Source organism: Janthinobacterium sp. EB271-G4-7A, assembly GCF_020858075.1.
GTDB lineage: Bacteria > Pseudomonadota > Gammaproteobacteria > Burkholderiales > Burkholderiaceae_D > Janthinobacterium > Janthinobacterium lividum.
Window position 1 is genome coordinate 339,513 of sequence record NZ_JACYMI010000001.1, and the last position, 18,210, is coordinate 357,722.

Genomic DNA, 18,210 nt, shown 5'->3' on the forward strand with positions numbered 1-18,210 from the left:
TATTTTTATTCGCTGAAGTGGTCGAAAGAATTCAGCGCCAAATCGAGCGGCTGCCCAGCCGCATCCACCAGCCGCAAGCCCGCCTGCGCCTCGATGCTGCCCACGCGCGTGACGGGCGTGCCGCAGCTTGCCGCCAGGGCGGCGATGGCGTCGCGCGAGGAAGCCGGCGCCGTGAAGCACAGTTCATAGTCGTCGCCGCCGGCGGCCGTGTAGCGGCGGCGCACGATGGTTGCCTGTTGCGCCAGCACGGGGCCGGCCGGCAGGGCGTCGACGTCGAGGGTGGCGCCCACCTGCGACGCTTTCAAGATGTGGCCGAGGTCGCCCACCAGGCCGTCCGAGATGTCGATGGCCGCATGCGCGAGGCCCGCTTCGGCCAGCGCGCAACCGAGCGCCACGCGCGGCGTCGGCGTGTGCATGCGCGCGCTTGCTGTCAGCAGGTCGGATGGCGCCAGTTCCTGCTCCATGCGGTAGCCGGCCAGCGCCAGGCGCGCATCGCCCAGGGTGCCGCTGACCCAGATATCGTCGCCCGCCACGGCCGCGCCGCGACGCAGGGCCTGGCCCGGCGCCAGTTCGCCAAACACGGTGATGCAGATATTCAAAGGGCCCTTGGTGGTGTCGCCGCCGATCAATTCGCAGCCGAATGCGTCTGCCAGCGCAAACAAGCCTTCGGCAAAGCCGGCCAGCCAGGCGCGCTCGGCTTGCGGCAGGGCCAGGGCCAGGGTAAAGGCTACGGGACGCGCGCCCATGGCGGCCAGGTCGGACAGGTTCACGGCCAGGCTTTTGTGACCGAGCATGCGTGCGTCGGCGCCGGCAAAGAAGTGCCGGTCCTCGACCAGCATGTCCGACGAGATGGCGATCTGCTTGCCGGCGCCGGGCGTAATCAGCGCGCAATCGTCGCCGATGCCCAGGGTGGCGCGGCCGGGGCGCTGGCGCACGAAATATTGTTTGATCAGGTCGAATTCGGAAAGCGCGTCGTGTGGGGCCATGGCGTGGTCTGTTCGTTGAATGATGGTGTGGCCCGGCTATTATAGGCTGGCATACAATGCCCGTCTTTGCCAGCCTTGTTCATTTTCCTATGCTCCTACACGATATCCACACCGTGCTGCAGTCGTATCTTGACGATGGCTGGCTGCGCGAGCCGCAGGCCGTCGGCCTGGCCACGTTCACGGCGCCGGAACTGCTGGCGCGCGGATTTTACGAGCTGTGCGACGGCGGCCAGCTGTGCCTGTATGAGGATGAGCGCTGGTTCCGCCGCGCCAGCCGGGCCGTGCAAACATCGTTCAAGGTGTATCTGCAAGGCGGCCGCTTGCATGCGAATGGATTGGAACTCGGTTATCAAGTACGCCTGGCCAGCGTGCTGCGCGCGGTGCGGCGGCCCTTGCCGCCGTATCGCCTGCTGCTGGAGACAGGGGCGTGCAGCGGTGCGCTGCTGTTCGACAGCGGCCTGGTGCTGCAGTTCGCGACCAACCTGCATGGCGCGCCCCGCCATTATTTCCTGACCCTTGTCGAGGGGCAGTTGCCCGATCCCGGTGTGGGCGAACTCGACCTGCGCGCCGCCAGCGAGGGCCACGTCCAGGCTCTGTATGGACACTGTGCGCCGGAAGAATTGCAGCGCAAAGCCCGGCGCGGCCATGCGGCGCTGCGCGAGCTGGCGCGTCTGCTTTCCTAAACTTAAACTTTCTTCGCCTGCGCCATGCCGTGCAGCAGCTTGGCCAGCAACTGGTCGAGCTGGCGCTGCTCGTCCGAATTCAAAGCCGAGAGCATCGCGCGCTCGTTCTCCACGTGCAACAGCACCAGCTTTTCAATCAGTTCCAATCCCCTTTGTGTCAGGGCCACCAGCACGCCGCGCCGGTCCGTCGGATGCTTCTGGCGTTCGATCAGGCCGGCCGCTTCCAGCCGGTCGATGCGGTTGGTCATGCCGCCCGAGGACAGCATGGCCGCTTCGTACAGGGCCGTCGGCATCAGGCTGTAGGGCGCGCCCGAGCGGCGCAAGGTCGCCAGCACGTCGAATTCGCCCGGTTGCAAGCCGTGTTCGGCGAACAGCGGATTGAGCCAGTCGCGCGCCATCAGCTGCGCCACCGTGCCCAGCTGGCCCACCAGTTGCATGGCACTGGTATCCATCTGCGGCAGTTCGCGCTGCCATTGTGCTGCGGCAAATTGTGCGCGCGTGTGTTCTTGCGGGGCATCTGTCATGGGTATCCTTGTATCTTGGGACCATCTATCTCGACCTCAAGATAGATTTCTATCTTTATGTTAAGATACTTTTTATCGAGTCATATTCTGATGACGCATTAAACCATGTGCCTCCCAGCGAGGCAAGGACTATCCCATGCCCTCCGCACGACCTGCCGCTCCCCTTTTTTCTTCAATGTCTTCGGCCCTGCTGGTGGCCGCCATCATCCTGCTGGGCCTGAATCTGCGGCCCATCCTGGCGGCCATCGGCCCCTTGCTTGACAGTATCCAGGCCAGCACGGGCATCAGCAATGCCGACGCGGGCTTGCTGACCACCGTGCCCGTATTCGCCATGGGCGTGTGCGCGCTGGCGGGTGCGCAGCTGCAGCGCCGGCTGGGCGTGGTGCGCGGCATCAGTCTCGGCATCGCCATCATCGCTGCCGCCTGCGCGCTGCGCTGGCCCTTGCATGGCAGCGGCGGCCTGATCGCCACGGCGGCCCTGGGCGGCCTGGGCATCGCGCTGGTGCAGGCGCTGCTGCCGGCCTTCATCAAGCGCCATTTCCCCGAGCGGGCAGGCCAGCTGATGGGCTTTTATACGACGGGCATCATGGGCGGCGCGGCCATTGCCGCCGCGTCCGCTTCACCGTTGGCGCAAAGCTGGGGCTGGAATGCGCTGCTGGCCCTGTGGGCGCTGCCTGCCGTGGCCGCCGCGCTGCTGTGGCGCCGCGCATCGGCCGCGCGCGTGGAGGTGTCCGGCGGCGCGGGCGCCAGCCTGCCCGTGGGCAGTGGCCGTGCCTGGCTGCTGATGGTGTTCTTTGGCATCGGCACGGGTGCGTACACCCTGGTGCTGGCCTGGCTGCCACCGTTCTATACGGAACTGGGCTGGAGCGCGGCCGACAGCGGCTTGCTGCTCGGCGGCCTGACCCTGGTGGAAGTGCTGGCGGGGCTGGTGATTTCCAGCATCATCCACCGCTTCCCGGACCGCCGCATCCTGTTGCTGGCCGTATTGTTGTCCGTGCTGGCCGGCCTGGCTTGCCTGATCGTGGCGCCCGCGCAACTGGCGCTGCCCGCCGTGATATTACTGGGCTGCGGCATCGGCTCCCTGTTTCCCCTGTCGCTGATCGTCAGCATGGACCACGTGCGTGACCCGGCCGGCGCCGGCGCGTTGCTGGGCTTTGTGCAGGGCGGCGGCTACATCATCGCCAGCAGCATGCCGTTCATCGCCGGCCTGATCCGCCAGCACTCGTCCAGCCTGGCCCAGGCGTGGATGGTGATGGCCGGCGGCGTCGTGCTCCTGCTGCTGATCGCGGTGCGCTTCGCGCCGGGCGGGACACTGGTCCAGCCGTGCGCCGGCCGCGTATCCTGAGCTGCTATATTGCGCCCACCCGTCAAATCAGGAACCAGCCACGTATGGATATCGTCGACCGCTACCTCGAAGGCGTACTCAATGCCTTGCCACCAGAACCGTTCGTGGACCTGGCGATGGCCAGCGGCGCCAGCGCGGCACAACTGGCCAGCTTGCGCCAGACGTATCCGCTGTGCCCGGACAGCCTGCTGCGCTTGCTGGGCACGTACAACGGCACCTATTATCAGGAGTATGCCGGCGGCACGGTGCTGGTGTACATGCTGGGCTCGGACGTGTTCGAGTATCCGTATTACCTGAGTTCCGTCGAACAGATCCTGCAGGACGGGCTAGCGAACCAGCGCAGCATCGCCGATATCTATGGCCATTACCTGGAACAGGATCCCGGCATCGTCGACGCCCGCATCGACGCCGGCATCAAGCAGGGCCAGCGCCTGTGTTTTTCGCATTGCATGAACAATGGCGGCTCTTCGCGGCTGTATGTCGATTTCACGCCCACGGCGTCCGGCAAGGTTGGACAGATCGTGCGCTTCCTGCACGACCCCGACAACTACAAGGTCATCGCCGACAGCTTCGACGCTTATCTGCAAATGCTGATCGATGACGACTATGCCTTCCTGATCGAAGAAAATTTTGAATAGTCCAGCCACGCCGCCCTCCCTGCTGCCCGCCAACCGCCGCATCGTGCTGTCCGGCGAGGATGCGCTGCGCATCCTGCGCGAAATCGAATTCCTGCTGCAGTCGCTGCATCACATCGGCCGCCATTATTATCCCGACGGCGACGATGATGGCGCCGATGCCCTGCGCCGCGCGCAGTATTGCGCGGAGACGACGCGTTTCATCGACGCGCAGCAGGCGACGACGCGCCTGGCGCTGATGCGCAGCATTTTGTCCGCGCCGTTCGACAGCAGCCTGGGCGCGGATGACATGGACGATATCGAGCGCGCCGTCGCCGCGCTGCCGCTGTGGCGCGCCTCCGATGTTCCATCGAAAAAACTAATTGAAATATAAAATTTGATAGTTTTTCCTGTTCAGGACGTTTGTGCCGCCGGACGGCCTTACAATGCTAGGTTATGCGTTTTCGTGATATCAGACTGTGGCTAGCGGAAAATACCTAGCTAATTGAAAGAATCGGTCTGATAAAATCCGGAACACCCGATCGACCAAACAGGAAGGCAGCACAGCATGGATTCGTCATCTGATAAAAAAGAAGAATTGCGTCAACAATTGCGCTTGGCCGCACTCGAGTATCACGAGTGCCCGCGCCCCGGCAAAATCAGCGTGACGCCCACCAAACAACTGACCAATCAGCGCGACCTGGCACTGGCCTACTCGCCAGGCGTGGCGGCACCGTGCGAAGAAATCGTCATCGATCCGGCGAATGCCTATAAATATACGGCGCGCGGCAACCTGGTGGCCGTCATCACCAACGGCACGGCCGTGCTGGGACTGGGCAATATCGGCCCGCTGGCCGCCAAGCCGGTGATGGAAGGCAAGGGCGTGCTGTTCAAGAAATTCGCCGGCATCGACGTCTTCGACATCGAAATCAACGAGATGGACCCGGACAAGCTGGTCGACATCATCGCTTCGCTGGAACCGACCTTCGGCGGCGTGAACCTGGAAGACATCAAGGCCCCCGAGTGCTTCTACATCGAGCGCCAGCTGCGCGACCGCATGAAGATTCCCGTCTTCCATGACGACCAGCACGGCACCGCCATCATCGTCGGCGCGGCCATCCTGAACGGCCTGAAAGCCGTCGGCAAGAAAATCGAAGACTGCAAGCTGGTCGTCTCGGGCGCGGGCGCCGCGGCGCTGGCCTGCCTGGACCTGATCGTCGATCTGGGCTTCCCGCTGAAAAATATCTACGTCACCGACCTGGCCGGCGTCGTCTACAAGGGCCGCACGGAACTGATGGACCCGGACAAGGAACGCTTCGCGCAAGATACGCCGCTGCGCACCCTGGGCGAGATCATCCCGGATGCCGACATTTTCCTCGGCGTCTCCGCCGGCGGCGTGCTGAAACAGGACATGGTGCGCAAGATGGCGCCGAATCCATTGATCCTGGCGCTGGCCAACCCGAACCCGGAAATCCTGCCGGAAGAAGTCAAGGCCGTGCGCAGCGACGCCATCATCGCCACGGGCCGTTCGGACTATCCGAACCAGGTCAACAACGTGCTGTGCTTCCCGTACATCTTCCGCGGCGCCCTCGATTGCGGCGCGACGACGATCACGCGCGAAATGGAAATCGCCGTCGTGCACGCGATCGCCGACCTGGCGCATGCCGAGCAGTCGGACATCGTCGCGACCACCTACGGCATCAGCAACCTGTCGTTCGGTCCTGAATACCTGATCCCGATGCCGTTCGATCCGCGTTTGCTGATCAAGATCGCGCCAGCGGTGGCCAAGGCGGCCGAGGATTCCGGCGTCGCCACGCGTCCGATCAAGGACTTGCAAGCGTACGCGGACAGCCTGCAGCAATTCGTCTACCGCAGCGGCACCTTCATGAAGCCGCTGTTCCTGATGGCCAAATCCACGCCGGCCGAACTCAAACGCATCGTCTACGCCGAAGGCGAAGAAGAGCGCGTGCTGCGCGCCGTGCAAGTGGTGGTCGATGAAAAACTGGCGCGTCCTATCCTGGTCGGCCGTCCGCCCGTGCTCGAAGCGCGCATCCAGAAGTTCGGCTTGCGCCTGAAGCAGGGCGTCGACTTCGACGTCATCAACCCGGACTTCGACGAGCGCTATCGCGATTACTGGAACACGTATTACGCGATGACGAGCCGCAAGGGCGTCACCGAGGAATACGCGAAGCTGGAAATGCGCCGCCGCCACACCCTGATCGGTTCGATGATGATCCACAAGGGCGACGCCGACGGCATGATCTGCGGCACCTTCGGCACCACCCAGCTGCACCTGAAATACATCGACCAGGTGCTGGGCAAGCGCGCCGGCAGCAACGTGTATGCCGCCATGAACGTCCTGATCATGCCGGAACGCCAGCTGGTGATGGTCGATACGCACGTCAATGAAAACCCGGACGCCGAGCAGCTGGCCGAGATCACCATCATGGCCGCCGAAGAGATGACCCGTTTCGGCCTGTCGCCGCGCGCGGCCCTGTTGTCGCACTCGAACTTCGGCTCCAGCGACAGCGCCTCGGCGCAAAAGATGCGCGCCGCCCTGGCCATCATCAAGGAACGCGCGCCGGACCTGGAAATCGACGGCGAAATGCACGGCGATACGGCCCTGGACAGCAAGCTGCGTCAGAAAATCATGCCCAATTCGGCACTGAAGAACGACGCCAACCTGCTCGTCATGCCGAACATCGAATCGGCCAACATCGCCTACAACCTGGTGAAAACGGCGGCCGGCAACGGCATCGCCGTGGGCCCGATCCTGCTCGGTTGCGCCAAGCCCGTGCACATCCTGACGCCATCGGCCACCGTGCGCCGCATCGTCAACATGACGGCGCTGTGCGTCGTTGACGCGGTAGCGCAACGCAAAGCCTAAGTTTTTAGCTGCCGCCTGAAAGCCGCGCCATCCGCAAGGAGGCGCGGCTTTTTTTACATGGGCGGCACGGGCAGGGCTGCGGCGGGCGGATGGCGGCGCAGGTAGTAATGGCGGTACAGCATGATCTCGCCCCATACCAGCAGCAGCGCCGCCAGCGCGAACAGGCCCAGCGTGATCTTGAACGAATTGAAATAGGCGCCGGCTTGCCGTTTGATGGCGTCGATGAAAATCATCGGCACTGACTTGTCGAGTTTGCTGAAGTCGGCATGGCGCGCCACGTCGGTGGTCAGGCGCACGGCCAGATCGGTGCCCAGCGCGGCCAGTTCGCCCGTCGCCTGGCCACGGAAGTTGGCGCCCTTGAGCGCTTCGCCGAGCAGGCCGACCCTGGCGATCAGCTGTTCCTGCAGCACCTGCGTCAGCAGCACGCTGCCGCGGCGCAGAATGAATTCATTGATCCAGCGCGCCTTGCTGCGTTCCCAGTAGCTGCTGGATGTGGGCTGGTAATACATGCCTTGCACGAATGGTTCCAGCAGGCTGCGCACGCTGATGGGCTGGCCCGGGGCGATCAGCTTGACCTGCTGTTCCAGGTAGACGCGCAGCGCCGGCATCTGTGCTTCGACCACGGGCTGCAAGTCGCGCTCGAGGGCCTGGTTGACCACGCGGTGCACGCTGTGCACGGCGCCAAAGCCGGCACCGAGGAGCGGCAGCGCGAGCAGGATCAGCACATAGCTGAGCTTGGCGGCCACATGCCAGGCGCGGGGACGGCGCACCAGCAGGCATTTTCTGGCCAGCTGGTAGCAGATGCCGAGCGCCAGCACGAAGCCGGCCGCGCTGCACAGCAGCATCCACGGCAGGGCGGTCCACAGCAGTTCGCCGCCGAATGGCGCCAGGCTATTGCCCCAATTGACGAGTTGTTGGTTCATGTACATTGCTTTGATATGGATAAACAGGCAAGTATACCCATCGTGCAACGACATGGAGCGCGCTTGGTTTCAGTGCGCCATCAGCACCGGCAAGGTCATCTGGCGCAAGATCGTTTCCGTCACGCCGCCGAGTAAAATTTCGCGGAAGCGCGCGTGGCCGTAGCCGCCCATCACCAGCAGGTCCGCATGCACTTCGGCGGCCATGGCCAGCAGCGCCGCGCCGATGTCGCCCGTGGCGATGGCCGGACGCACTTCGACGGGCACGCCATGGCGGCTCAGGTAGGCGGCGATGTCGGCGCCCGGATGGCGGGCCGGCTGTGCATGGCCGGCCGGCGGGTGCAGCAGGGCCAGCACCACCAGGCGCGCCGCGCGCAAGAGGGGCAGGGCGTGGCCGATGGCGCGCGTCGCTTCCATGCTGCCATCCCAGGCCACCACGACGGTGTTGTCGATCTGCGTGAACTTGCCGCTGCGCGGCACGATCAGCACGGGACGGGCCGCGTTCAGCATCACGTAGGGCACCAGGTCGCTCATGGCGCCGGGCAGCGCTTCGCTGTCGTCGTGCTGGCTCAGCACCGTCAAGTCGCTGTAGCGCGCGCTGACGGCCATGCCGCCATCCTCATCGTCTTCGATCAGGCGCCGTTCCAGCGAGACGGTGCCGGCCTGGCGCGCCAGCGTTTCAAACTGGTCGAGGGCTTGTTCCGCCTGCCCATGCAGGGCGTTGATCTGCGCCGCCACGGCGCTGCCGCGCATGCCGCGGTTGTTTTCCACGTAAAAACGCGACAGGCCCGTCATGGCGGCGCCGATCAGGTGCGCCTGGTGCGCGTGCGCCAGCCGTGCCGCGATGGCGATGCGCTGCGGCGCATGGCGCGACAGGTCGGCGTGGACGAGGATGGATTTATAGGCCATGTTGTCATTCGCTAGTCAGGATGGCAACAAGGCTAGAACGGCAATACGGGCAAGTCCAGCATTGCCTTGCTGGCGGGCGGTTTTCTTGTGCTGGGCTTGATGTGGGTCAAAAAAACACGGGCCATGGCCATCTGCAAGTCCTCAGCCAGGAAATGCTGATCCATTTGATGTGCATCAAAATGTTTGGCCCGTCGCCAGCCATAATGACATTGAACTCCTTGCCTTTCCAGTGGTCTGCATCGGCGCCGGCGCCATCTGTCCGGCACTTCCCTGTGTGACGCAACAACGCTGGCCGTGGCGGGAGTTCATTCTTCAAGCGGGCGCGTGGTGTTCCTCTTTCTCTGCCCAGCGCAGCCGGATGGCGTCGATGGCGGGCAGTTCCTGCACAAACAGCCCGACCAGCCGCGCATCGAAATGGCTGCCTTGTTGCGCTTGCAGATAGCCCACGGCGTCCAGTACCGACCACGCGCGCTTGTACGGGCGCACCGAGGTCAGCGCGTCGAAGACGTCGGCCACGGCGACGATGCGCCCCGCCAGGGGAATCGCTTCGCCCGCCAAGCCGTTCGGGTAGCCGCTGCCATCCCATTTTTCATGGTGCGACAGGGCGATCTCGCGCGCCAGCGCCAGCATGCCGCCTTCGGCATGTTCGCCGATGATGTCGCCGCCGATGCGCGCGTGCGTCTGCATGATGGCCCATTCATCCGCGTCGAGCTTGCCCGGCTTTTGCAGGATGCGATCGGGGATGCCGATCTTGCCCACGTCGTGCATGGGCGCCGCGTGCAGCAGGTCGTCAGCGGCGGCCTCGTCCATGCCGACGGCCACGCCCAGCAGGCGCGCGTAATGGCTCATGCGGATCACGTGCAAGCCCGTTTCATTGTCCTTGTATTCGGCTGCCAGGCCCAGGCGCTGGACGATCTGCAGCCGCGTTTCCTTCAGCTCGTCGATGCGCACCAGCGACAGGTGCGTGCGCACGCGGGCGCGCACGATGGCGGGACTGAGCGGCTTGGTGATGTAATCGACGGCGCCCGCTTCAAAACCACTGAGTTCGTCGCGCATGTCATTCAGGGCCGTGACGAAAATGACGGGAATGGCGGCCGTCAGTGGCGCGGCTTTCAGCTGGCGGCAGGCGTCGTGGCCGCTCATGCCGGGCATCATCACGTCGAGCAGGATCAGGGCCGGGCGTTCCTGCTGCGCCAGTTCCAGTGCCCGCGCGCCATCCTTGGCGAACAGCAGCGCGTAGTCGTTCTGCAATATCTGGCGCAGCAATTGCAAATTGGCCGCCTCGTCGTCGACGACGAGAATCACGGGCCTGGCGGGTGCATTCATGGGGACTCCGGTGCGAAGGTGTGCAGCAAGTCGTGCAAGAGCGACTGCGCGAGGGGGAAATCGAAATCGTCGATGGCATGCCGCAGCGGCGCCAGCGCGTCCGCTTGCGCGCCCATGGCGTGCTGCAACTGTGCTTGCGCCGCGTCATCGAGTTCGCCGCGCCGCAAGGCGTGCAGCAGGGAACTGGCCGCTTGCCGGGCGGCGGGCGCATCGATGGCAGCCGCCGTTGCCGCCGGCAATGCAGGCGGCGCCAGCCGGGCGATGGCGGCCAGGGCCGCCGGCCATTGCGTCAGCAGCTTGCCCAGCATCTCGTCGAGCTGCCGTGCCGTGGCGGAGCCGGGGCTGGCGCAGCACTGCTCCAGCGCCGCCAGGCTGGCGGCCAGCTGTTCCAGACCGAGATTGGCTGCCACGCCGCGCAACTGGTGACTCTGCGGCAAGAGCGCCGCGTGGTCGCGCGCCTCGATGGCGGCCAGCAGGGCAGGCGGCAAGCGGGGATGCTCGCGTGCGAAACGGGCCAGCGCCGCGTGGTAGGCACTGTCGTTGCCGGCCCAGCGCTGCAGGGCGCCCGCATGGTGCAGCACCCGTCCGCCAGCGGGCGCCGCCGGTTCGTCGCCATCGTCGCCCGCTTCTGCCGCCAGGCCCAGCACGCGGGCGATTTCCTGCGACAGCGCCTGCCACTCGACGGGCTTGGTGGCGAAACCGTCCATGCCGGCCGCCCGCGCCGCCTTGCGGTGCGCATCGAGCACGCTGGCCGTCATGGCGATCACGGGCACGCGCGGGCGGCCATCGCGCAGGGCGGCGGCACGGATGGCTTGCGTGGCGGCCAGCCCATCCATGCGCGGCATCTGCAAGTCCAGCAGCAGAATGTCGAAGTCGTCCCGCTGCGCCAGCTGCAAGGCTTGCGCGCCATCGCCGGCCGTCACCACCGTATGGCCGCGCTTGCCCAATAGTAAGCTCAGCAGTTCCAGGTTTTGCGGCACGTCGTCGGCGGCCAGCACGCGCAGGGGCGGCAGGCGCACGCTGCGGCGTTCGCTGGCGGGCAGCGCCGCCTGGCGTGCCGGCAGCAAGGGCAGCATGACGTGAAACACGCTGCCGTGCGGCAAGGCGGCATCGGCCCAGATGCGCCCCTGCATCAGGGTCACCAGTTGCCGGCTGATGGTGGTGCCCAGGCCCGTGCCGCCAAAGCGCCGCGTGGTCGAGGCGTCCGCTTGCACGAACGGTTCAAAGATGGCGTCGCGCCGTTCCGCGGGGATGCCGATGCCGCTGTCCTGCACCAGCAGGTGCAGCTGGCCATCCTCGAAGCGCGCCGCCAGGCTGACGGCGCCGCCGGGCGTGAACTTGATGGCGTTGTCGAGCAGGTTGCCCAGCACTTGCCGCATGCGTAATTCGTCGCCATGCAGCACGGCCGGCAGTTGCGGGTCGTACTGCACCTCCATGCGCAAGCCCTTGGCGCGTGCATGGATGCCATACGTGGATGCCAGTTCATCGACCAGCGCCAGCAGGCTGTAGTCGCGCAATTCCAGCGCCATGGCGCCCTTGTCCAGCTTGGCCGTATCGAGCACTTCGTTGAGCAGGCGCAATAGTGAGCGGCCGGACTGGCGCACGGTATCGAGGTGGCGCCGCTGCTCGGGCGCCAGTGGCGAGTCCAGCAGCACATCCGTGAAACCGAGGATGGAATTCATCGGCGTGCGGATTTCATGGCTCATGTTGGCGACAAAGCTGGCCCGCGTGGCGGCCGCCAGCTCCGCTTTTTCCTTGGCCATGCGCAAGTCTTCCTCCATTTGCCGCCGTTCGCTGATGTCGAGGATGACGCCGTCGACCCAGCGCACGGCGCCTGCCGCATCGTGCACCACGGTGCCCCGCTCCCACAGCCAGCGCGCCGTGCCGTCGGCATGCAGCAGCCGGTATTCAAGCAGGTAGGGCTCGCCGCTGGCGACGCTGTGGTTGAAGACATCGATGACGTAGGCGCGCTCTTCGCTGGCGATCAGACCCGTGATGGTGCGGCGCGGCACGGCGCCGAGAAAGTCGGCGGGCGGATAGCCGGTGACGGCTTCCACGCCATCGCTGATGAACAGCATGGGCTGGTTTTCCGCCGTGGTGCAGCGAAAGGCGATGCCGGGAAGATTGCCGATCAGCGAGCGCAACTGCTGCTCGCTTTCGCGCAGGGCGGCCAGCATGGCGCGCCGTTCGCTGATGTCCGTAATGAACAGCACATATAAATCCTGGTCGGCCAGGCGCGCGCTGGCCATCGAACGCTGCACGGCCACGGGGGCGCCATCCTTGCGCAGGTAGACGATTTCCTCGCTGGCGTGGGACGCATCGCCTTCGCCCGTGCGCAGGTAGTACAGCAGGCCGTTCTGTTCCGACTGGCGCACGTCGCTGACCAGCACGCTGACATGGCGGCCGACGATTTCCGCCGACCGCCAGCCGAGGATGCGCTCGGCGGCACCGTTGAAGTCGACGATGCTGCCGTGGCGGTCGATGGTGATGACGCCGTCGACCGTGCTCGTCAGCAGCGAACGCGTCCAGTGTTCGCTCTGGTTCAGGTGGCGAAACAGTTCGCGGTAGCGCAAGATGCCCACGGCCGAGGCGACCAGGATCGTCAGGGCGATGGTCAGCAGGGTCACGCTGATCACCAGCATGGGCCGGTTGGCATCGGCATCATTGCCTGGGGGAATCGTTCCCACGAAGCGGGCCGCCTGCATGCCCATGTAATGCATCCCGGTAATCGCGCAACCCATGACGCAGGCGCTGATCAGCGTGCGCTGCGCTGCGGCTATGCGGCTGCTCCAGCCGCGCAAGCCGAAGCGTATCCACAGGGCCAGGGTGGCCAGCGCCACGGCAACGGCGAGCGAGAGCGCGAACAGCAGTGGTTCGTAGCGTAGCGACAAGCCCATGCGCATGGCGTGCATGCCCGTGTAATGCATGGCGCCGATGCCCAGGCCCACCAGCAAGCCGCTGCGCAGCAGCAGCGGCGCCGTGACGGTGCGCCGGCTGATGGTGGCCAGGGCGACGAACGAGGCCGCCACGCTGGGCACGATGGACAGCAAGGTCAGGCCCGGATCGTAGGCGACGCTGGTGCCCAGCTCGAAGGCCAGCATGCCGATGAAATGCATGGCCCACACGCCGCAGCCCAGGGCCAGGCTGCCGGCCAGCAGGCACAGCAGGTGCAAGCGGCGGCTGATGCTCGCCTGCGCGCGGCTGTACGCCGTCATCTGGAAAGCCATCCACGACGTGAAAATGGCGATCACCAGCGACAGCAGCACCAGTCCCGGCGCATGCACGCCGTGATGCAGCTGGGCCGGATCGGCGGGAACGTGGAACAGGTGCTGGACGCTGGCAGGTATCATCGTAGGCAAACAGGTGACGCGTTTGGCGCTGGCGTGTGCGCCTGCCGCCACTGCGGGTGATCGATGCGGATTACCTTACCAGATTTCAGGAAACAAATATCTTAATTGTAATTATTCTCCCTGTCGTGCAAGCATGTGCCCATGCGGGAAAGTAGGCCGCCCACCTTGCCGTGCCCGTGGAATGGTGGTGCTGGCGAGGAAGTTGCGATCAGGAATTATGTGGTTTTTTTGCAAAGTGCGACGTCGTGCCTGGTGTCATGCTACATTCGCGTCCTGCTTTTTTCTGAAAGGATGACGATGCCTTTAGGTAACAACTTCTTGCGGCATAATCAGCAAGCCTGGGATGCCCAGGCTGCACAGAACAGTCCATGGTCGCAGCCCGTCGACAGCGCCACCATCGCGGCGGCACGCGCCGGGCAGTGGCAAATCCACCTGACGCCCGGGCCGCTGCCGGCCGGCTGGCTGGACGCCGTGCAAGGCAAGCGCATCCTGTGCCTGGCCGGCGCCGGCGGGCAACAGGCGCCCGTGCTGGCGGCTGCCGGCGCGCAGGTGACCGTCTTCGACCTGTCTGAGCAGCAACTGGCGAAAGACCGCATGGTGGCCGAACGCGACGGCTTGCAGCTGGCCACCGTGCAGGGCGACATGCGCGACCTGGCCTGCTTTGCCGATGCCAGCTTCGATGTCATCGTCCATCCCGTGTCGAATCAGTACGTGCCGGACATTGCCCCCGTGTGGCGCGAATGCGCGCGCGTGCTGGCGGACGGCGGCGTGCTCTTGAGCAGCTTTTTCAACCCGGCCGTGTTCATCGGCGACCGCGACCCGCAATGGGCAAAACAGGGCTTGATACGGCCCCGTTTCGTGCTGCCGTATTCGGATGTGGAGGATATGCCGCCGGACGCGCTGGCGGCGCGCATGGAGAGGGGCGAGGCACTGATCTTCGGCCATGGCCTGGATAGCCAGATCGGCGGCCAGCTGGCGGCGGGCTTCGTGCTGGCGGGATACCACGAGGAAATGCATCCCCACCCGCGCTTTGAAATTGAAAAGTATCTGCCCAGCTTTATCGCCACGCGCGCCGTCAGGCAAGCGCGCGCGGGATAGCTTTTAGTTGTAGGGCTGCAAGTCCAGCCAGACGGCGTACGACAAACGCTTGCCATTCCACAGGCCGCCGCCGCGGATGACGGCGTCGCACGAGGTCAGCTGGCCCACCAGGTCCATGCGGCCCAGGTTGCGGCGCAGGCGCAGGGCGTCGTTGTGCGACAGGTAGCCGACCAGCTGGCCATCGATGAAGACGGCGATGGCCTTGTCCTGGAACGGATTGGCATCGTCGCAGACGAGCAGGGCCAGGCATTTTTCTTCCGCATTGCCGGGACCATGCTCGCCGGCCAGTTTGGCGATGGCGGGCTGGTACATCGATTCGTTTTCCACTTCCGACGCAAAGCGCCCCTCATCGGTCCAGTGATGCGCGGGTGCGCCCGCAGGAATCGCCGGCACGTACTGGCGCACCGACATGAGCGGCTTGTGCAGCGGTTTGGCGGGCGTGCGGCCACTGAAGACGTAGTACAGCAGGGCGATGACGATCACGATGGCAAGCAGGTAAAGCATGGTATCTCTCTGATTTCTGATGGGGGAGCCGGGAGCGCGGGCGCATTGCGCGGCGTTGCCGCTACTATAGCAAGTTCGCCGCCTGGTTCCGGGTAAATCTGGCCATCAGATGGCGGCGTCGGCGCAGCGCTAGCGGGTCGATCAGCACGATGGGCGAGGCGCCCGTCAGTCCCGAATAATACTGGCCGTGCCGGCGCAGGACGAAGGCATAGTCGCGCAGCGCGTGGCCGTGCGCCAGCATGCGCGCGTCGCAATCGACCTCGATGGCAAAGCGCAGCCGGTGCAGCTGCCACCACAGGGGCAGGTTCCACGGCATGAGCACGATCAAGGCGTATGTCATGGCCAGCAGCAGCGGGTCGCGCGCGGCCAGCCGGCATTGTGCGTGCGCCAGCAGCAGCGCCTGCTGTGGCGGCGGAATCAGTTGCAGCCAGACGGGCATCACGATGCGGGGCCGCAGCAGCCCCGCCACGCAGGGACCGATGCCGCCGCTCAGGAAGACGGGCGTGCCCAGCAAGGTGGCTTTTTGCCAGCGTCGCTGGTGCGACAGCAGCCAGACGCTGCGCAGCGCCAACAGCAGCAGCATGCCGCTCGATAGCATGAACCAGCCCAGTTTCAGCTGCGCCTGTTCCGCCGGCATGGCCGCCAGCACGCCGGGCAGCCACGCCAGGGGCAGGAGGACGGACGCGGCGATGGCCGCCAGCCACAGCCAGCGCGTCGTGCGGCCGCGCCGCTGCAGCAGGCGCTCGGCCTGCCAGGCGGCAGCGCTCAACAGCAGCGCGAATGCCATGCTGCATACGAGCCAGGCCGGCATCGGGCGCCTAGCGCTTCAGCGCCATGCCGACGGAGGCGGGCGCCGTGTGCTTGAAACCGAATTGCGCGTACAGGTCTTGCGCCTGGCCATCGGCGATCAGGCTGACATACGCGCTTTCCGGCACGTCGCTATCGATGAACTGGCGGATTTCGCGCATGATCAGCTTGCCCAAGCCCTTGCCCTGGTGGGCCGGCAGCACGGCGATATCGACCACCTGGAAGAAGCAGCCGCCATCGCCGATGATGCGGCCCATGCCCACCACCTCGTCGCCCAGCAGCACTTGCACGGCAAACAGGGAATTCGGCAAGCCCCTGGCGGCCGCCTCCGCGGTTTTTGCGCTCAGGCCGGCGGCGACGCGCAGGTGCTGGTAGGTGGCGCTGGCGGGAATGGCCAGGCGGATGGTGTAGGGCGATGCTGCGGTCAAGGCGGTCTCCTGTAGAAATGGTTTGGAGCGGTAATTATAGGCGGCGATGGATTTTCGTGACGGCAAGCTTTTTTCGCCGCGCGCTATGTTGCCCATGCCGCTTTTGCGCTATGGTGGCGGCATCCCTTGAATTGTTGAAAGCACGCCATGTCCGCAGGATTTACCGCCACCGAGTTGTCCGTCATCAATGAAGACGACGCCCTGATCACCACCCTGGCCGCGCCAGCCGGCAAAGGCGAGCCCGTCTACCTGATGCTGCAGCGCGCCGACGAGTATGACGAGCAGGACGTGGCCATGGGCATGGACGAGCCGTATATCGAATACTGCGGCCAGGAATTTGCCTGGTATGGCCACATGCACGCCGTGATCCTGCATCCGAACCGCCTGTCCGTGCAGATGGATGCCGAGGCTGCCATGCAGATGGATGACGATGGCCAGATCGACGTGCGTTTCAATTTGACGCCGGAGCGCTATGCCCAGCTCCAGCAGGCGCTGCGCACCACGTTCGAGGGCTGCGACTACTATCGCGAAGAACGTTGATCTGCGCGGAAGGCAGCGGCCATGGCGCCGCGTATGCTGGATAGAGGATATGGACTGGGGAGTGGACGATGACGGTGCTGATACTCGGTTTGTTGCTGTTCCTGGGCTTGCATTCGGTGCGCATCGTCGCCGACGACTGGCGCAGCGCCCAGTTGGCGCGCCTCGGCGAAAAGCGCTGGAAGGGCCTGTATTCGCTCGTGGCGTTTGCCGGGCTGGGCCTGATCATCTGGGGCTATGGCCTGGCGCGCCAGCAACCGCAGGTGCTGTGGACGCCGCCCATGGGCTTGCGCCACATCAGTGCCCTGCTGATGCTGTTCTCGCTGATTTTACTGGCGGCGGCCAATGTGCCGCGCAACCATATCAAGACCTGGGTGCACCATCCCATGCTGCTGGGCACGCAACTGTGGGCCGTCGCGCACCTGCTGGCCAACGGCAATGTGGCCGACGTGCTGCTGTTCGGCGGCTTTCTCGTCTGGTCATCCGTTGATCTGTATGCCGCCGTGCAGCGCGACCGCGCGGCCGGGGTGGCCTATCAGGGCGGCACCATGGCAGGCACCCTGATCGCCACCGGCGCGGGTTGCGTGTTGTGGCTGCTGCTGGCGTTCTGGTTGCATGGCGTGCTGTTTGGCGTGCGGCCGTTTGGCTATTGATGGAGGTGCGGATGGAGATGGAACAGACGAAGCACATCGCCCTGCGCGGCCAACTGGTCGAGCTGCTGCCGCTGCAACCGGAGCACGGGCCACAGCTGCTGCAGGCGGCCGCCGATGGCGAACTGTGGAACATGACGGTGACCGTGGTGCCCGGCCCCGCCACCATGGCCGCCTACATCGCCACGGCCCTGGACGGCCGGCGCGCCGGCACGGTCATGCCCTTCGTCATCGTGCAAAAGTCCACGGGTGCCATCGTCGGCAGCACGCGCTTCTGGAAGATCGACCGTATCAACCGCAAGATGGAAATCGGCCACACCTGGCTGGCCGCCTCCGTGCAGCGTTCGGGCGTGAACACGGAAGCGAAATTGCTGTTGCTGACGCATGCCTTCGAAGCCATGCAGGCCGTGCGCGTGCAATTTACCACCGACGAACTGAACGCCAAATCGCGCGCCGCCATTGTGCGCCTGGGCGCGGTGCAGGAAGGCATCGTGCGCCACGAGCGCATCATGCCGGACGGGCGCAAGCGCAACTCCGTGCGTTTCAGCATGATCGATACGGAGTGGGATGGAGTGAAGGCGGAGCTGGAGCGCAGGCTGGGGCGCTGACATAAAAAAACCCGCAGCATCTGGCGATGGGCGG

At 65.1% G+C, this 18,210-nt stretch carries 18 protein-coding genes; 9 read left to right on the forward strand and 9 right to left on the reverse strand.

The window, feature by feature from the left end; translation table 11 throughout:
• Window positions 1–5: 5 nt before the first annotated feature.
• Window positions 6–986 (reverse strand): thiamine-phosphate kinase, encoded by a 981-nt coding sequence (gene thiL / locus IGS58_RS01615; protein WP_070254634.1) that lies wholly within the window; start codon window positions 984–986, stop codon window positions 6–8.
• Window positions 987–1,075: 89 nt separating this feature from the next.
• Between thiL and IGS58_RS01620 the strand changes: the two genes are divergently transcribed.
• Window positions 1,076–1,669, forward strand: a complete 594-nt coding sequence (locus IGS58_RS01620; protein ID WP_230520509.1) for a hypothetical protein — start codon at window positions 1,076–1,078, stop codon at window positions 1,667–1,669.
• A 2-nt stretch (window positions 1,670–1,671) separates the two neighbouring features.
• Here IGS58_RS01620 and IGS58_RS01625 read toward each other — a convergent pair whose 3' ends face one another.
• Window positions 1,672–2,193: a MarR family winged helix-turn-helix transcriptional regulator gene (locus IGS58_RS01625; protein WP_151097215.1), complete on the reverse strand. Its 522-nt coding sequence runs from the start codon at window positions 2,191–2,193 to the stop codon at window positions 1,672–1,674.
• Window positions 2,194–2,329: 136 nt separating this feature from the next.
• On the opposite strand from IGS58_RS01625, the gene IGS58_RS01630 reads away from it, so the two are divergent.
• The 4 genes from IGS58_RS01630 (at window position 2,330) to IGS58_RS01645 (ending at window position 7,039) form a co-directional block, all read left to right on the forward strand.
• Window positions 2,330–3,538, forward strand: a complete 1,209-nt coding sequence (locus tag IGS58_RS01630) for an MFS transporter (protein ID WP_230520510.1) — start codon at window positions 2,330–2,332, stop codon at window positions 3,536–3,538.
• Window positions 3,539–3,582: 44 nt separating this feature from the next.
• Entirely contained in the window at window positions 3,583–4,176 is a 594-nt protein-coding gene (locus IGS58_RS01635; RefSeq protein ID WP_211548336.1) for an SMI1/KNR4 family protein, read from the forward strand.
• Window positions 4,169–4,546 carry a hypothetical protein gene (locus IGS58_RS01640; RefSeq protein ID WP_230520511.1) on the forward strand — a complete coding sequence of 126 codons (378 nt, stop codon included), beginning with the start codon at window positions 4,169–4,171 and terminating at the stop codon, window positions 4,544–4,546. Before IGS58_RS01635 ends, IGS58_RS01640 begins: the two co-directional genes overlap by 8 nt.
• A gap of 174 nt (window positions 4,547–4,720) precedes the next feature.
• The gene (locus IGS58_RS01645; protein ID WP_034780543.1) at window positions 4,721–7,039 is read left to right on the forward strand and encodes an NADP-dependent malic enzyme; all 2,319 of its coding nucleotides are present in this window, start codon (window positions 4,721–4,723) and stop codon (window positions 7,037–7,039) included.
• 53 nt (window positions 7,040–7,092) lie between these two features.
• Here IGS58_RS01645 and IGS58_RS01650 read toward each other — a convergent pair whose 3' ends face one another.
• The 4 genes from IGS58_RS01650 to IGS58_RS01665 all read right to left on the reverse strand — a co-directional run bounded on the left by IGS58_RS01650 (window position 7,093) and on the right by IGS58_RS01665 (window position 13,544).
• Entirely contained in the window at window positions 7,093–7,962 is an 870-nt protein-coding gene (locus IGS58_RS01650; RefSeq protein WP_230520512.1) for a hypothetical protein, read from the reverse strand.
• 69 nt (window positions 7,963–8,031) lie between these two features.
• Window positions 8,032–8,868 (reverse strand): universal stress protein, encoded by an 837-nt coding sequence (locus IGS58_RS01655; RefSeq protein ID WP_034780539.1) that lies wholly within the window; start codon window positions 8,866–8,868, stop codon window positions 8,032–8,034.
• 312 nt (window positions 8,869–9,180) lie between these two features.
• Complete coding sequence (locus IGS58_RS01660; protein ID WP_230520513.1) at window positions 9,181–10,194, reverse strand: HD domain-containing phosphohydrolase; 1,014 nt, start codon at window positions 10,192–10,194, stop codon at window positions 9,181–9,183.
• Window positions 10,191–13,544, reverse strand: coding sequence for an MHYT domain-containing protein (locus tag IGS58_RS01665; RefSeq protein WP_230522180.1), 3,354 nt, complete (start codon window positions 13,542–13,544; stop codon window positions 10,191–10,193). Before IGS58_RS01665 ends, IGS58_RS01660 begins: the two co-directional genes overlap by 4 nt.
• A 291-nt stretch (window positions 13,545–13,835) precedes the next feature.
• On the opposite strand from IGS58_RS01665, the gene IGS58_RS01670 reads away from it, so the two are divergent.
• A complete protein-coding gene (locus IGS58_RS01670; RefSeq protein ID WP_230520514.1) occupies window positions 13,836–14,642 on the forward strand; it encodes a class I SAM-dependent methyltransferase in 807 nt (268 codons plus the stop codon).
• Between the two features lie 3 nt (window positions 14,643–14,645).
• Here IGS58_RS01670 and IGS58_RS01675 read toward each other — a convergent pair whose 3' ends face one another.
• From IGS58_RS01675 to IGS58_RS01685, 3 genes are all read right to left on the reverse strand, one after another.
• Window positions 14,646–15,146: a hypothetical protein gene (locus tag IGS58_RS01675; RefSeq protein WP_034780522.1), complete on the reverse strand. Its 501-nt coding sequence runs from the start codon at window positions 15,144–15,146 to the stop codon at window positions 14,646–14,648.
• Between the two features lie 64 nt (window positions 15,147–15,210).
• The gene (locus IGS58_RS01680; protein ID WP_176376561.1) at window positions 15,211–15,933 is read right to left on the reverse strand and encodes a M56 family metallopeptidase; all 723 of its coding nucleotides are present in this window, start codon (window positions 15,931–15,933) and stop codon (window positions 15,211–15,213) included.
• 31 nt (window positions 15,934–15,964) lie between these two features.
• A complete protein-coding gene (locus IGS58_RS01685; RefSeq protein WP_230520515.1) occupies window positions 15,965–16,381 on the reverse strand; it encodes a GNAT family N-acetyltransferase in 417 nt (138 codons plus the stop codon).
• A gap of 147 nt (window positions 16,382–16,528) precedes the next feature.
• Here IGS58_RS01685 and IGS58_RS01690 point away from each other — a divergent pair, with 147 nt between their 5' ends.
• From IGS58_RS01690 to IGS58_RS01700, 3 genes are all read left to right on the forward strand, one after another.
• Window positions 16,529–16,921 carry an Imm10 family immunity protein gene (locus IGS58_RS01690; RefSeq protein ID WP_052140012.1) on the forward strand — a complete coding sequence of 131 codons (393 nt, stop codon included), beginning with the start codon at window positions 16,529–16,531 and terminating at the stop codon, window positions 16,919–16,921.
• 68 nt (window positions 16,922–16,989) lie between these two features.
• Complete coding sequence (locus IGS58_RS01695) at window positions 16,990–17,571, forward strand: NnrU family protein (RefSeq protein WP_230520516.1); 582 nt, start codon at window positions 16,990–16,992, stop codon at window positions 17,569–17,571.
• A gap of 17 nt (window positions 17,572–17,588) precedes the next feature.
• Complete coding sequence (locus tag IGS58_RS01700) at window positions 17,589–18,176, forward strand: GNAT family N-acetyltransferase (protein WP_230520517.1); 588 nt, start codon at window positions 17,589–17,591, stop codon at window positions 18,174–18,176.
• Window positions 18,177–18,210: the final 34 nt, after the last annotated feature.

Excerpts from the sequence above, each read along its gene's own strand:
- thiL (WP_070254634.1), bottom strand. The coding sequence starts at position 986 with ATGGCCCCACACGACGCGCTTTCCGAATTCGACCTGATCAAACAATAT.
- IGS58_RS01620 (WP_230520509.1), top strand. The coding sequence starts at position 1,076 with ATGCTCCTACACGATATCCACACCGTGCTGCAGTCGTATCTTGACGAT.
- IGS58_RS01625 (WP_151097215.1), bottom strand. The coding sequence starts at position 2,193 with ATGACAGATGCCCCGCAAGAACACACGCGCGCACAATTTGCCGCAGCA.
- IGS58_RS01630 (WP_230520510.1), top strand. The coding sequence starts at position 2,330 with ATGCCCTCCGCACGACCTGCCGCTCCCCTTTTTTCTTCAATGTCTTCG.
- IGS58_RS01635 (WP_211548336.1), top strand. The coding sequence starts at position 3,583 with ATGGATATCGTCGACCGCTACCTCGAAGGCGTACTCAATGCCTTGCCA.
- IGS58_RS01645 (WP_034780543.1), top strand. The coding sequence starts at position 4,721 with ATGGATTCGTCATCTGATAAAAAAGAAGAATTGCGTCAACAATTGCGC.
- IGS58_RS01650 (WP_230520512.1), bottom strand. The coding sequence starts at position 7,962 with ATGAACCAACAACTCGTCAATTGGGGCAATAGCCTGGCGCCATTCGGC.
- IGS58_RS01655 (WP_034780539.1), bottom strand. The coding sequence starts at position 8,868 with ATGGCCTATAAATCCATCCTCGTCCACGCCGACCTGTCGCGCCATGCG.
- IGS58_RS01660 (WP_230520513.1), bottom strand. The coding sequence starts at position 10,194 with ATGAATGCACCCGCCAGGCCCGTGATTCTCGTCGTCGACGACGAGGCG.
- IGS58_RS01665 (WP_230522180.1), bottom strand. The coding sequence starts at position 13,544 with ATGATACCTGCCAGCGTCCAGCACCTGTTCCACGTTCCCGCCGATCCG.
- IGS58_RS01670 (WP_230520514.1), top strand. The coding sequence starts at position 13,836 with ATGACGATGCCTTTAGGTAACAACTTCTTGCGGCATAATCAGCAAGCC.
- IGS58_RS01675 (WP_034780522.1), bottom strand. The coding sequence starts at position 15,146 with ATGCTTTACCTGCTTGCCATCGTGATCGTCATCGCCCTGCTGTACTAC.
- IGS58_RS01680 (WP_176376561.1), bottom strand. The coding sequence starts at position 15,933 with ATGGCATTCGCGCTGCTGTTGAGCGCTGCCGCCTGGCAGGCCGAGCGC.
- IGS58_RS01690 (WP_052140012.1), top strand. The coding sequence starts at position 16,529 with ATGTCCGCAGGATTTACCGCCACCGAGTTGTCCGTCATCAATGAAGAC.
- IGS58_RS01695 (WP_230520516.1), top strand. The coding sequence starts at position 16,990 with ATGACGGTGCTGATACTCGGTTTGTTGCTGTTCCTGGGCTTGCATTCG.
- IGS58_RS01700 (WP_230520517.1), top strand. The coding sequence starts at position 17,589 with ATGGAACAGACGAAGCACATCGCCCTGCGCGGCCAACTGGTCGAGCTG.